Source organism: Acidovorax sp. CCYZU-2555, assembly GCF_018413525.1.
Taxonomy (GTDB): domain Bacteria; phylum Pseudomonadota; class Gammaproteobacteria; order Burkholderiales; family Burkholderiaceae_C; genus Comamonas.
The window spans coordinates 71,397-84,363 of the sequence record NZ_JAHCDD010000008.1; the positions used below are offsets into that span (position 1 = coordinate 71,397).

At 62.9% G+C, this 12,967-nt stretch carries 10 protein-coding genes and 1 pseudogene; 3 read left to right on the plus strand and 8 right to left on the minus strand.

From position 1 onward, the window contains the following. Nucleotides 1-29: 29 nt before the first annotated feature. Together KHY18_RS04505 and KHY18_RS04510 are read right to left on the minus strand one after the other, a co-directional pair. Nucleotides 30-1,235, minus strand: coding sequence for an ABC transporter substrate-binding protein (locus tag KHY18_RS04505; RefSeq protein ID WP_213294772.1), 1,206 nt, complete (start codon nt 1,233-1,235; stop codon nt 30-32). A gap of 329 nt (nt 1,236-1,564) precedes the next feature. After that, entirely contained in the window at nt 1,565-3,277 is a 1,713-nt protein-coding gene (locus KHY18_RS04510; RefSeq protein WP_213294773.1) for a tannase/feruloyl esterase family alpha/beta hydrolase, read from the minus strand. Nucleotides 3,278-3,732: 455 nt separating this feature from the next. On the opposite strand from KHY18_RS04510, the gene KHY18_RS04515 reads away from it, so the two are divergent. Next, the gene (locus KHY18_RS04515) at nt 3,733-4,635 is read left to right on the plus strand and encodes a tripartite tricarboxylate transporter substrate binding protein (protein WP_249728915.1); all 903 of its coding nucleotides are present in this window, start codon (nt 3,733-3,735) and stop codon (nt 4,633-4,635) included. 380 nt (nt 4,636-5,015) lie between these two features. Here KHY18_RS04515 and KHY18_RS04520 read toward each other — a convergent pair whose 3' ends face one another. Genes KHY18_RS04520 through KHY18_RS04530 form a run of 3 tightly spaced genes read right to left on the minus strand, consistent with a single transcriptional unit; the run spans nt 5,016 to nt 6,728 of the window. After that, complete coding sequence (locus KHY18_RS04520) at nt 5,016-5,438, minus strand: hypothetical protein (protein WP_213294777.1); 423 nt, start codon at nt 5,436-5,438, stop codon at nt 5,016-5,018. Next, a complete protein-coding gene (locus KHY18_RS04525) occupies nt 5,404-5,610 on the minus strand; it encodes a hypothetical protein (RefSeq protein ID WP_213294779.1) in 207 nt (68 codons plus the stop codon). Before KHY18_RS04525 ends, KHY18_RS04520 begins: the two co-directional genes overlap by 35 nt. Continuing rightward, nucleotides 5,607-6,728, minus strand: coding sequence for a helix-turn-helix domain-containing protein (locus tag KHY18_RS04530; RefSeq protein WP_213294781.1), 1,122 nt, complete (start codon nt 6,726-6,728; stop codon nt 5,607-5,609). The genes KHY18_RS04525 and KHY18_RS04530 overlap by 4 nt, the downstream gene beginning before the upstream one ends. Before the next feature lie 219 nt (nt 6,729-6,947). On the opposite strand from KHY18_RS04530, the pseudogene KHY18_RS04535 reads away from it, so the two are divergent. After that, nucleotides 6,948-8,452, plus strand: a pseudogene (locus KHY18_RS04535) (DASS family sodium-coupled anion symporter). A 52-nt stretch (nt 8,453-8,504) separates the two neighbouring features. Here KHY18_RS04535 and KHY18_RS04540 read toward each other — a convergent pair. From KHY18_RS04540 to KHY18_RS04550, 3 genes are all read right to left on the minus strand, one after another. After that, nucleotides 8,505-9,491, minus strand: coding sequence for a tripartite tricarboxylate transporter substrate binding protein (locus KHY18_RS04540; protein ID WP_249728909.1), 987 nt, complete (start codon nt 9,489-9,491; stop codon nt 8,505-8,507). 137 nt (nt 9,492-9,628) lie between these two features. After that, nucleotides 9,629-10,060, minus strand: coding sequence for a peptidase dimerization domain-containing protein (locus KHY18_RS04545; RefSeq protein ID WP_213294786.1), 432 nt, complete (start codon nt 10,058-10,060; stop codon nt 9,629-9,631). Between the two features lie 21 nt (nt 10,061-10,081). Next, the gene (locus KHY18_RS04550) at nt 10,082-11,788 is read right to left on the minus strand and encodes a zinc-binding metallopeptidase family protein (RefSeq protein WP_213294788.1); all 1,707 of its coding nucleotides are present in this window, start codon (nt 11,786-11,788) and stop codon (nt 10,082-10,084) included. A 322-nt stretch (nt 11,789-12,110) separates the two neighbouring features. On the opposite strand from KHY18_RS04550, the gene KHY18_RS04555 reads away from it, so the two are divergent. Next, nucleotides 12,111-12,890, plus strand: coding sequence for an SDR family NAD(P)-dependent oxidoreductase (locus tag KHY18_RS04555; protein ID WP_213294790.1), 780 nt, complete (start codon nt 12,111-12,113; stop codon nt 12,888-12,890). The last annotated feature ends 77 nt before the right edge of the window (nt 12,891-12,967 follow it).

Below are 12,967 nucleotides of genomic sequence, written 5' to 3' on the forward strand. Positions count from 1 at the left end.
AGAGACCTTAGCGAAAGGGGAAACGACGCTCAGTCGGCCGGACGCATTTGCTTGACTTCGGCGTCCGACGGCTGGAACTTGGCGCCGTCGAGGTAGACGTAGTCCACCATCCGGCCCTTGCCACCCTCGTTCTTGGTCTTGCCCACGTAGGCGCCCATGGTCGACTGGTTGTCCTGGGCGCGGTAGGTGATCTTGCCCATGGGGGTATCCACCGGCAGGCCCTTGAACGCGACGACCAGCTTTTCGGTGTCGGTGCTGCCGGCCTTCTTGATGCCCGCAGCGATCGACTTCACCGCGCTGTAGCCGACCACCGAGCCCAGGCGCGGGTAGTCCTTGAAGCGCGCCTGGTAGGCGCTCAGGAAGGCCTTGTGTTCGGGCGTGGCCACGGTGGCCCAGGGGTAGCCGGTGACGATCCAGCCGTTGGGGGCTTCGTCCTTGAGCGGGTCCAGGTATTCAGGCTCGCCGGTCAGCACGCTGACCACGCTGGTCTTCTCGAACAGGCCGCGCGTATTGCCTTCGCGCACGAACTTCGACAGGTCGGCGGCGAACAGCGCGTTGAAGATGGCGTCCGGCTTGGCATCGGCGATCGCCTGCACCACACTGCCCGCATCGACCTTGCCCAGCGGCGGCGCCTGCTCGGCGACGAACTCCACGTCGGGCTGGATGGCCTTGAGCAGCTTCTTGAAGGTCGCGGCCGACGACTGGCCGTATTCGTAGTTGGGATAGACGATGGCCCAGCGCTTCTTGTTCAGCTTCGCGGCCTCGGGCACCAGCATCGCCACCTGCATGTAAGTCGAGGGGCGCAGGCGGTAGGTGTACTTGTTGCCGTTTTGCCAGACGATCTTGTCGGTCAGCGGCTCGGCCGCCAGATAGAAGAATTTCTTCTGCTTGGCGAAGTCGGTCAGCGCCAGGCCGGTGTTCGACAGGAAGGAGCCCATCAGCACGTCGACTTTCTCGCGCGCGATCAGTTCCTCGGCCATGCGCACCGCGTCGCCGGGGTTGGCATTGTCATCGCGGGTGATGATCTCGAGCTTCTTGCCGATCACGCCGCCCGCGGCATTGATCTCTTCGATCGCCAGCTCCATGCCCTTCTTGTAGGGCTCGAGAAACGCGGCCTGCGCCTTGTAGCTGTTGATCTCGCCGATTTTCACGGTGGCTTGCGCAAACGCGGGAGATGCCGAAATGCTCGCAATGACAGCGGTTGCACATGCAATGATTCGATTGAGCTTGTCCATAGTGCCTCGATTGAAAGTTGACGTTCGATTCCAATGCCCTCTTCATGGATCACTGCATCTGGCCGGCAATCCATTAAAGCGTACGCACTTGATATAAAGCAACTTCCGGGCCAGCTGCAGCTCGACGTTCTCCTTTGCCTTTCACATTGAGGGATCGATAAAGTGTGGTGGTGCACTGGATAAGGTCGTGCGCCGCACCATGCCGGCGTACCGATATTGAGGCGCATCATTAGGGTGCATACGCTTCAATATGGAACAAATGCACCGGGCCCCCAGGGGTGTTGCGCAGCACGCCAGCCCCGGTCTGAGCGTGCTGCGCCGCTTGCGGATCAGAGCGCGGCGGCCGGCGCCTTGCAGCTGAAGTTGGCGGCGACTTCGGGGTCGCCCGTGCCGTTGTAGATTGCTTCGGCGGGGTAAGCGCACAGCGGGCGCGTGCGGCCGGGGTGGGGCGAGCCCGCCGCAGCGCGCGCCGTGGCGATCATGGCATCGGGCGCTGCCCCCTCCTCGGCCCATTGGCGTACCGCGCCAAAGGCATCGAACTGGTCCGTGCTGCCGGCGCCGCCCGAGCAATGCGCCATGCCCGGCACGTAGAAGGCGCGCACGAAGTCCTGGGCCTTGGAGACGCCGCCGTAGCGCGCGCTGACCTTGTCGTAGTAGGCCGTCACATCGTGCATCGAGAAGGCCGTGTCGCCGCCGCCGTTGAAGATGATCAGCTTGCCGCCGCGCTGCTTGAACGCATCCATGTTCGGCGACTCGGCGTTGGTGAAGTCATTGCCCGAACGCTGGAACGTGGTGGTCGTGGCCGAGAGCTTGCGGAACTCGGTCTCCATGTCGGCAGTGAGCGCATACTGCAGCAGATCCGACGTGAGCGTAGGCGGCGAAGTGTAGATGTGCGAAGCTTCGCCCGCGAAGATGCTGTAGAACGGGTTGGAGAACTGCGCCACCATCGCGGGGTCGTAAGGCCAGGGCGCGTAGATGCGCTCTCCCGCGGCGGTCTTGGGGCCGGCGAAGATATCCTTGACGTACTGGGCCTTGTCCTGACTCAGGCAGCTGTCGGTCTGGCCCGGCTTGCAGGCCCATTCCAGCGGATCGGGCTGGCAAGCGCTCAAGCGGTTAACCATGCCGTCGGCCAGGCCGTCCAGCGCATCGCAGGCGCCCAGGATCTTCTGCGCGACCAGGGTTTTTTCGCCGGCCGTCAGTCCCAGCGTGATGTCGGGCGAGCCGTCGGCCTTCTTGGGTGCAATCTGCGCCGTGCGCTGCACCTGGTAGATCGATCCCTGGATGGAGGCCTGCGTCAGCCGGAAGCCCGGCGCCGCCGCGACGATGCCGTCGAACAGATCGGGGTATTTCTGGGCCGCGATCATCGCCTGGCGACCGCCGTTCGAGCAGCCGACGAAGTACGAGTGCTTGGGCGCCGATCCGTAGACCTTTTGCATCAGTGCCTGCGCCGCCGCGGTGACCTGGGGAATCTGCTGGTCGCCATATTCGTCGCGCGCCTGCGGGTCGGCGCCGAAGAGGAAGGCGCCATTGCCCGCGACGGTCTCGGCGATATGACCGGAATCGGTGGTGACGACCGCATAGCCGTCGAGCAGCGCATTGCGCTCATTGCCGCCTCCGCTGTAGTTGCCCAGCGCGGTGAACAGGCTGCCATCGACGCCGCTGCCGCCCTGGTAGTAAAAGCGCGCATTCCAGACCGCGGCCTCGGGCAGGCGCAGCTCGAACTGCAGCGCATAGGGTTTGCCGTCTATGCCCGTGCGCTGGTTCATCGCGCCGCGCACCAGGCAGTGGCTGGGCCAGGACGTGGCGGAGACCGCGCCCTCGCTGGCCGCCGTCGGCACTGCCTCGGTGACGGCCCCGCCCGGCACGGCCGTGCCGACCAGCGCCGCGCAGGTCTGGGCAAACGTGGGCGCCGATCCGCCGCCGGGCGACTGCGCGCCGTCCTTCTTGTCGCTGCCGCCGCAGGCCGACAGCAGCGTGGTCAGCGAGGCCGCGAGCAGGAGTGCAGGTACGGGGGAACGGGCTGCTTTTCTGGCGTTGTTCATTCTTGAGCGAAGTCCATGGAAAGCGCTTGACGCAGCGCAGTCGACGGAAGAGAACGAGCGTGTACTCTTCAACAAGACCCCTTAGCAAGCTTCATTCCCGCAACTTATGCGCCAAAAATGGGGTGCATGCACCATTCTTGCGCGCTGACTGCCGATGCGCGCGGCGGTAGATATCGGCACAGCGACGCCACGGCGGTGCGACCCAGGCCAGCATACGCAGGCATGGCGGGCGGCTTCTCGCGCACGAGGAATCGCATCAAGCCGTTGAAATCGACGCCCGGACATTGGCTTGCAGCAGACTTCTGGCCGGCTCGGAAAGCGAAAACACGCGCTGATCCTGGACAATACTTGGCTACCAATAAATTGAGGAGACTGATCCGATGATTCTTCGACGCACCGTGATGGCCTGCGCAGCAGTGGGCGCTTTGTGCAGCGGACTGGGCAATGGCCTGGCCATGGCGCAGACCGTGGGCAACTGGCCTGCCAAGCCCATCACTTTTGTCGTGCCGCAAAGTCCCGGCGGCGCCAACGATGTGATTGCCCGTGCCGTGGCCCAAAATCTCGGCACCACGCTGGGCCAGCCCGTGATTGTCGAGAACCGCCCCGGCGCCAACGGCAATTTGGGCACCAGCCAGGTGGCACGCAGCGCTCCCGATGGCTATACGTTCCTGGTGACCGCGCAAAGCGCCTACACCATCAACCCCGCGCTCTACTCCAAGATTCCATTCGACCCCATCAAGGACTTCACGCCCGTGATGCAGCTGGCCGTCGCACCATATCTGCTGGTGGTCAACCCGAAATTTCCGGCCAACACGCTGGACGAATTGGTGGCCTATGCCAAGGCCCATCCCGGCAAGGTGGAGTACGCATCGGCAGGCAATGGCACGCTGAACCATCTGCTGGGCGAAATGCTGAAAAAGCAGCGCGGCGTCAACTTGCTGCACGTGCCGTACAAGGGCGCGGCAGCCGCCGCCACCGATGTGGTGGCCGGTCAGTTGCCGGTGACGTTTGGCAGTTTTCCCGGCGTGATGCCGTTCGTGACCAGCGGCAAGCTGCGCGTGCTGGGTGTCGCCTCGGACAAGCCCACGCCACTGGCGCCGGAGATCCCCGTGCTCAAGGATCTGGCCGTGACCTCGTGGTACGGCCTGCTGGCGCCCGCCGGTACGCCCCAGCCGATTGTGGACAAGGTCTACACGGCCATCACCCAGGTGCTGAGCACGCCGGCGATGCACGAGCGCCTGAAGACGCTGGGCGCCGAGCCCGTGCAGTCCAGCCCGGCCAGCTTTGCCGCGGGCTTGCCCGCCGAATTGGCCCACTGGAAGAAGGTGGTCGACGCTTCGGGGGCGCGCATCGACTAGGGCTTGTCCACGCTGAGATTGCCTGTCGGTTCTACCGGCCGTCCCGGGAGGCTTACATCGGATTGGCGCTCTTTCATGAAGAGCGTCATGACATGAAGGCCTTCCCCAACGCCTACAACCCAGACATGGTGGCGTTCATGCAGCGGGCCATGAATGGCTACGCTCAGCGAAACCTCCGATGTTTGAAAGGCAGCGCTTCCCGAACAGTGGCTTTCGATACCCGCCATGGCCCATGGCCGATGGCGGGCGATGAACGCATGGTCGGGGAGCGGCATATTGATTCAAGGCGGTGCTGAACAGCCTACCCGACAACAAAGGAACGGCAGGCCAACGCCAATCCTGCGTATCCAGCCCCGTCAACTCTCATAATGCGGCGCCTATCACGGCTCCGAGCCAAAAATCCGGACAAATTCCCTACGCTTCGCTTGAAGCCACGTCTGCGTCAAGTCTCCGTTGCGCTCCAGTGCATCGTAGATTTCACGCACCAGATCATTGGTCACAACCCTGGCTGTCTTCAGCTTGGCGAGTAATTCAAACCCGTGCCACACTTTTAGCCCTGCTTCTGCAGCCAAAGTGTGCATACCCAAATCGTCGGTCACAACCACTGCATTTTTGACTTGAGCATAGGCCAACAGCCAGCAATCCGTCGCACCGGGCGGCTGCCGACCGTTTGAGGTGTACTTGTCCACCTCCATTTGCACCATGCCCAGCAACACGCTCTGCACCAGCAACATTGCCGCCTTGTCTTCCGAGGTCAGCTTTTTCTGTTTAGCCAAACGCTCCTGCGAAAAACTCGGGTTCATCAAACCACGGATTGTGAAACTTGAGCCTTGGGCTGCGATGTACCTCGTCTTCCACTGCCTTCAAGATCACCACAACGTAAGGCACCTGTCCAAACTGGCGCCCCACTGCTGGCCGAATGCGCTTGGCAAGCCGCAGGTAGGTGTTGGTATCCAGAAGAACTTCTGTGGTCACCGGGTCAGCTCCCCATACAGTGCCAAGGCATCTTGCATGGGGATATCCATCACTTGCTGGACATAACCCGCGCCAGTGCCCTTCTCCTGAATCATCCGACGCAAGGCGTGGAAAAAATCACTGTGAAACTGACGCTCCGCCGCTGCCAAGTAAGGTGCAGCCTCGGGAGGCATCGGTGCGAACAATGTCTCGCTCACCAACTTGCCACGCTGCATGCTGCGCCGCTTGTGTATTTCCAATGCCGAGTGCTTCAGGGCTGGCAACCCCTGGAAGTCGGCAAAGCGATTGACCTCTTGAAAGACCGTATTCAAAGAGATGCCGTGCTCATCTGCACACGCTTGCAGAACCTTGGCTTCATGGGCTTTTGACTGCCCAGCGACCTGCGAATAGGCCACGCAAGCCAACTCTTTGGGAAACAACAAAGCGGCGGCGAAAGCATCTGCAAAGTCTTCTCCCTCTTCGTGGCCAGCCAACTGGGGCGTGAACACATATGCCAGTTCATGGGCCATCCAGAACTTAAAATCCTCTCGGTACGTGTCCAAGTTCAAGAAGATGAACGTCACCCGCTCCTGCGGCAGCAGGATGTGTAAAGCATTCTTGTGGTTTTGCAGTGCCCCCCACATGACCGGGACCACCACCGCACCGTTGTCCGCAAACTCGCTCAGCAACTGCTCGTAGTGCAATACGCCAGCATCGCCCAGACCCAAACTCTTGCGCACCTGCGCAGCTACGTCCTGCAATGCAGCGTACTCGGTAGATGGCTCCACCAACTGGCGTCGAAGTTGGGGGATGGCAGATAAAAATGGCACCAGCGCTTTGAGCAAAGCGCCCATGGTCATGGCCTTCAGCACATGCTCATCTTTGGTCTTGGCGCCGGCCTTTCTTCGGAACGCCACCACAGGCTGGGCTGCTTGGGGCAACTGCACCAAGTCGGAAAAACCCAGCTTCAGTGTCGTTGCCAGCTTGAGCAGCTTGTCCGGACGCGGAAAATCAGTGCCCTTCATCCAATTCGTGACAGCCTGCCCGGTCACACCGAGCTGCGCCGCCAAGTCCTTTTGCGTCCACCCCAACGCCTGGATTGCGTTCTTGACATTGGCGGTGTTGATAACTTTTTGCATAGCCTAAGGATTATCGGGCCAGATCAGCAAAAATCAAGTTTAATCAAGTAGCGTGCTTTTTATGCTGACGACGCCACTCAGGCCGGCAGCTGCGGCTGTGGCATCGACGCCGGCTTGCCGCGCTGCCGTCCCTGAAGTCGGCAGCGCGCGGCCTGACCCGCAGCGTGAACCCCAGGCAAGGCCCTGGGGACAACAAAAATTTCTAGAGAGGTTGGGGATATGTGGAATGGTTTGCTCGCGGCGCTGCGCTACTTTCAATCGGCCGTGCCATTTCGCCTGGGCCCGGTCCTGATCACGACGGCGGTGCTGGCAGCGCTGCTGCTGATTCCGACGCCGGACGGCCTGTCGGACCCCGCCTGGAACCTGGTGGCTATCTTTCTGACCACCATCGTGGCCATCATTGTCAAAGTGATGCCCATCGGGGTCATGGCCTTGATGGCCATCGTGATCGTTTCGCTGTCGCAGGTCACCGCCAATTCGTCCAAGGGAGCGATTGCCGATGCCTTGAGCAGCTTCTCCAGTCCGCTGATCTGGCTGATCGTGGTGGCCATTTTGATTTCACGCGGTCTGAAGAAGACCGGGCTGGGCAACCGCATCGGCCTGCAGTTCATCGCCCTGCTGGGCAAGCGCACGCTGGGAATAGGCTACGGCCTGACGCTGTGCGAACTGATACTGGCGCCCTTCACGCCCAGCAATACGGCGCGCGGCGGCGGCATCGTCCACCCGATCATGAAGTCGATCGCCTCGGCCTTCGACTCCGATCCCGCCAAGGGCACCGAAGCCAAGGTCGGCACCTACCTGGCGCTGGTGAATTACCACGCCAATCCCATCACGTCGGCGATGTTCCTCACGGCCACCGCCCCCAATCCGCTGGTCGTCGATTTCGTCGCCAAGGCCACCAACCAGACATTTCAGCTGAGCTGGACCACCTGGGCGCTGTGCATGCTGCTGCCCGGCCTGCTGTGCCTGCTGCTGATGCCGCTGGTGATCTACCTGCTGTCGCCGCCGCAGCTCAAGGCCACGCCCAACGCCATCGACTACGCACATGCCGAGATGGCGAAGATGGGGCCGCTGTCGGGCAGCGAGAAAGTCATGCTGGGCACTTTCGGCCTGATGCTGCTGCTGTGGGCCAATGTGCCGGCCATGCTGCTGGGCCCGGCGTTCACGCTCGATCCCACGGTCGTGGCCTTTCTGGGCCTGTTCATACTGATCATCACCGGCACCATCAACTGGGACGATGTGCTGTCGGAAAAAAGCGCCTGGGACACGCTGGTATGGTTCGGCGCACTGGTGATGCTGGCCGAGCAGCTCAACAAGCTGGGCGTGATCAGCTGGTTCTCGCTGGGCATGAAGGACGCCATCGTCGCCAGCGGCATCGGCTGGCTGGCCACGGCCGCGGTGCTGGTCGGCGTCTTCGTCTTCTCGCACTACCTGTTCGCCAGCACCACGGCCCACATCAGCGCCATGATGCTTGCCTTTATCATGGTGGGCGCGCAGCTGATTCCCGGGGAATATGTCGTGCCCTTCATGCTGCTCATGGCGGCCGGCTCGGCCATCATGATGACGCTGACGCACTATGCGACCGGCACCTCGCCCATCATCTTCGGCAGCGGCTTGTCACGCTGGGCAACTGGTGGCGCGTGGGCGCGGTGATGTGCGTGCTCGAGCTGCTGGTGTTTGCGGGCGTGGGCAGCGTCTGGTGGAAGCTGCTGGGCTATTGGTGAGCGCTGCGCGGCACCGCCAGAAACTGCGTCGGCCTGACGTTGCGCAGGCCGCTCAATCAGCGCTGGCACCCGATGCCTTGACGATTCGGCCCCATTTTTGGATTTCGCTGGCGACAAAGCGGTCGAACTCGGGCCCCGTGGTCGGTGCGGGCTCGGAGCCCCTCTCGCGGATGAACTGGGCCATGCTGTCGCTTTTGAGAATGTCCGTGACTTCGCGGTTCAGGCGGCTGGTGATGTCTGATGGCGTTCCCTTGGGCGCCATCAGTCCCAGCCAGCCTACGGCTTCAAACTCCTTGAGCTCGCGCAGGCCGCTTTCGCGCACCGTGGGCACGTCGGGCAGCTGCGACGAGCGCGTGGCCGACGTCACGGCCAGCGGCACGGCGCGCCGGGATTGAATATGCGGCAGCGCGGCCGTGACTGAATCGACCATCAACGGCACCTGGGCGCCCAGAAAATCGGCCTGCGCCGGTCCGCTGCCGCGGTAGGGAATGTGCGTGATGAACACGCCCACCTGGTTCTTGAGCATTTCTCCCGACAGATGCTGGGTGCCGCCTATGCCGGCGCTGGCGTAGTTCAATTGGCCGGGCGCGGCCTTGGCCTTGGCCACCAAGTCGGCGATGGAAGTAATGCCCGAGCCCGGCGTGGCCAGGAAGATCAGCGGCACCTTGGCAATCAGCGAGATGCCGACCAGGTCCTTGGTGGGATCGAAATTGATCTTGCTGTACAGCGTCTGGTTGACCGCCATGGCGCTGCCTGCGACCAGCAAGGTGTAGCCATCGGGCGCAGCCCGCGCCACCAGTTCCGAGCCGATGTTGCTGCCGGCTCCGGCGCGGTTGTCGACAATGACGCTTTGGCCCAGCCGTTTTCCCAGCTGATCGGCAACGGCGCGCGCGAAAATGTCCGTGGCCTGCCCGGGCGGGAATGGGACGACCAGCTTGATCGGTTTGTCAGGCCAGGCGGCATGCGCGGGATGCAGCCAAGCGCCGAGCGTCAACACCAGGCCGATGGCGGCGCCGCGGAAAAATCGTGGTTTTTTCATTCGGTTCTCAAGGAAGGCTTTGCAGGAAAGCATGTTGTGCCCGGGCAGCGCCAGCAACCGTTGCCCCGGTTGCCAACGAAAAATGCCAGTCAGGGTGGCACTGACTGGCATCGCTGCCCGTGGCCAAGGGCTGGCGCTTATTGCGGCTTGACCGCGTAGCGGATGTCCGCTGGAGCGCCCGCGGTCAGGTCGCCGGCCTTGACATTGCGAAAGGCATTTTCGGCGGCGGTGCCGGCCTTCGCGGCCTCGGTCACCTTGGCCAGAAAGTCGCTGGCCGATACGCCCGAGCTGGCGTTCAGCGTCGCCACGAACTTGCCGTCCGATGCGATGCTGTTGACCGAATTGCCGCCGGCGAGATCGGTCACCGCATAGCTGCCCGCGGGCAGGCCCGATTTCTGCAGCGCCATCACGGAGCGCGCCGCCGCGTGCAAGGCGCTGGTGCGGCCGTAGTTGCTGCTGCTGTGGCCTCCCGGGCCCTGGAACTCGACCAGGATGGTGCTTTGCGCCTGGGCCAGGCCGGCGCCGGCGGCCAGGCCGGAGAAGACAAGGGTAGAGATCAGTTTTTTCATGGTGTCACCTCTTGTTCTGGCTTACTTCACTTCGCGCGTACGCACGCCGATGGGATCGAGCGCCGGAGCGATCACGCTGCCGTCGGCCAGGTTGTAACCCGAGGCGATCAGCACCGCAGTCAAGGCGCGCTGAATGCGCTGCGTCTCGCGGGCGGGATCGCCCTTGGTGCCCCACTCCCAGAAAGCATGGGTGCCGCCGCTGGCCACATTGGAGGCCAGCGACCAGTTATAGGTGGGCACGCCGGTGTTCGCCGGCACGTTGTCGTTGAGGCTGCTGGAGCCCGTAGGCACCTTGGCCACCTCGTCCACGCCCACGCTCTTGGCCGCCTGCCAGCCGGCCTGCAAGGCGATGTTGGCCGTGTTGCCGTTGACGAATGCCGGGCGCAAGCCATACCAGACCTGCTCCAGGCCCACCGCGTCACCCGCGCCATCGACCTTGGCATAACGGGCGTTTTCCGCCGCGACGCCGGCCTTGAAGGTGGGCTCGATGCCGGCGCGGATTTCGTTGAGCGTATCGGTGCGCTCGCTGCGCATGTCGACCAGCAAGGTACAGCTCGGTATCACATTGGAGCCCGCCACAGGCGCCTCGCAGCTCGACTGGCCCACGGTATAGGTGGTCTTGACCGCATCGGTGCGCAGCTCCGAAGGCGTCTTCAGATCGGCGATCCTGGCAATCGTTGCCGCCATGGCTTCGACCGCACTCGGGCCATTGCCGGGGATGGCGGGCGCCTTGAACTTCATCTCGAAGCGATAGCTTCCCGTGAAGTTGATCGCGCCGCCGCCTTCCGAGCCGAAGTTGGCGACGATGTTCAGCGGGTTCGATCCCGTGCCCTTGTCCTGGTCGAAGCCATACAGCTGCTTCATGCCGGCCAGATTGCCCTTGCCCTCTTCGCCCGCCGTGCCGCAGATCCAGACGTCGTACACCGGCTTGAGCTGGTATTTCTTGAACATCTGCGCCAAGGTGAACAGACTGGAGGTATTGCCCATTGCGTCCGAGTAGCCGGGCACATACATGCGCACCGCACCGCCCTGCTTGGCCGCGGCCTCGGTCGCAAACCAGCGGCTGGCCAGCGCGTAGTTGGCGTCCTGCACAATGCGGCCACGGTCGTCGAACGCCAGCTCGCTGGAAATCGCGGCCAGCTCCTCGGGCGTGTTGACGACAGCCTCAGTCATCGGCTGCAGCTTGATCGGCAGATAGGGTTTGCTCGCAGGCGGCAGCACTTCGGGATTGACCACATCGATGTGCGACTCGATCAGCACCTTGGGATACTGGCCGTTGTAGGCCTTGGCTCCGGGCGAGCTGGAGTAGCTGCCCTTGATTTCCACGCAGGCGTTGTAGACCGGCAGTCCGTCGACGATCTGCACATCCGAGCCGGGAAGATTGCCGTCGGCGCGGGTCTTGACCTCGCTGGCCGCAAAGCCCCATTCGGCCACCATGCGGCGGTGCACTTCCGCCGCCATGCGGTGCTCGTAGCGCGACGGCGAAGCGATGCGCACCAGCTCCATGTGCTGGTTGAAGCGCGCCTTCTCGCTGGCCGGCGTCTTCAGATCCGCCACGATGGCCTGGATATTCTTGTCAGCGACCAATTTCTGCGCGGCCGAGGCAATCGCCGGGTCGATCGCGGGAACACCATCGACAATGTTGGTGGACTTGGGCAGGGTGTTTTCACCCGCGTTGTCGCCGGAACCGCCGCCTCCGCACGCGCTCAGCAGCAGGGCTGTAGACATCGCGTAGAAAAGAGGTGACCTGCTCAAGATTGGCTTGCTGATCATGCTGATTACTGCTCCCAAGAAAGTGCCTGCACTCTATACCCCGCCATGGAAACAGCAATGCATCCATGCCGAGACCTATTTGCCTTATCGATAGTGCGCTGGCGTGGCAACAAAGAGCTGTCGCCAAAACGTCAAACTAGGGACAAACCATAATCAACGGCCTGCGCTTTCGCCTGCTTGGCCTTGCGCAGTGTTGCGCGGGCCGAGCTCGTCAACGCCGCAGGCCGAAACCGTGTCGCAAACCGATTCACAATGCCGTCTTTATTGGAGGAACAGCATGCCCCTTGAAATTGCCAGCACCGGTACAGCCTTGGTGACCGGAGCCAGTTCAGGATATGGCGAAGCGCTGACGCGCACCCTCGTCGCCAACGGCTGGAACGTGATCGCGGCGGCGCGGCGCCTCGACAAGCTGCAGCAACTGCAGTCCGAGCTGGGTGACGCGGTCTACCCGCTGCAAATCGATGTCTCGGACCCAGCCGCGGTCGATGGCCTGCTTTCACGCCTGCCCGCCTCGCTCGCCCAGGTTGACCTGCTGGTGAACAACGCGGGCGTGGCGCTGGGCCGCGAGCCGGCGCAGCAAGCGCGCGCCGAAGACTGGGCCCAGATGATTGCCGTGAATGTGGCGGGACTGGCCCATGTCACCCAGGCCTTGCTTCCCGGCATGGTGGAGCGAGGCCGCGGGCATATCGTCAACATCGGCTCCATCGCCGGCCAGTTTTCCTATCCAGGGGCCAACGTGTACGGCGCGACCAAGGCCTTCGTGCGCCAGTTCACCATGAACCTCAAGGCCGACCTGCTGGGAACGCCGGTGCGCGTGTCCGTGGTGGAGCCGGGAATGACCGAAGGCACGGAGTTCTCCAATGTGCGCTTCAAAGGCGACGACGCGCGCGTGGCCGCCACCTACGAGGGGACCGAGGCGCTGAAAGCCGATGATGTGGCGCAGGCGGTGCTGTGGATGATTTCGCGCCCGGCGCATGTGAATGTCACCTGCATACAGCTGATGCCTGTGTGCCAGGCGCCGGCGCAAGTGGCCATCCACCGCAAGCCCAGGAACTGATGGTCGGCCCGCGGATGGCGGCGACCTCGCTGTGCCATCACCGGCAGCGGTAGTCCGGCGGGTTAAAGTCAGCCTGT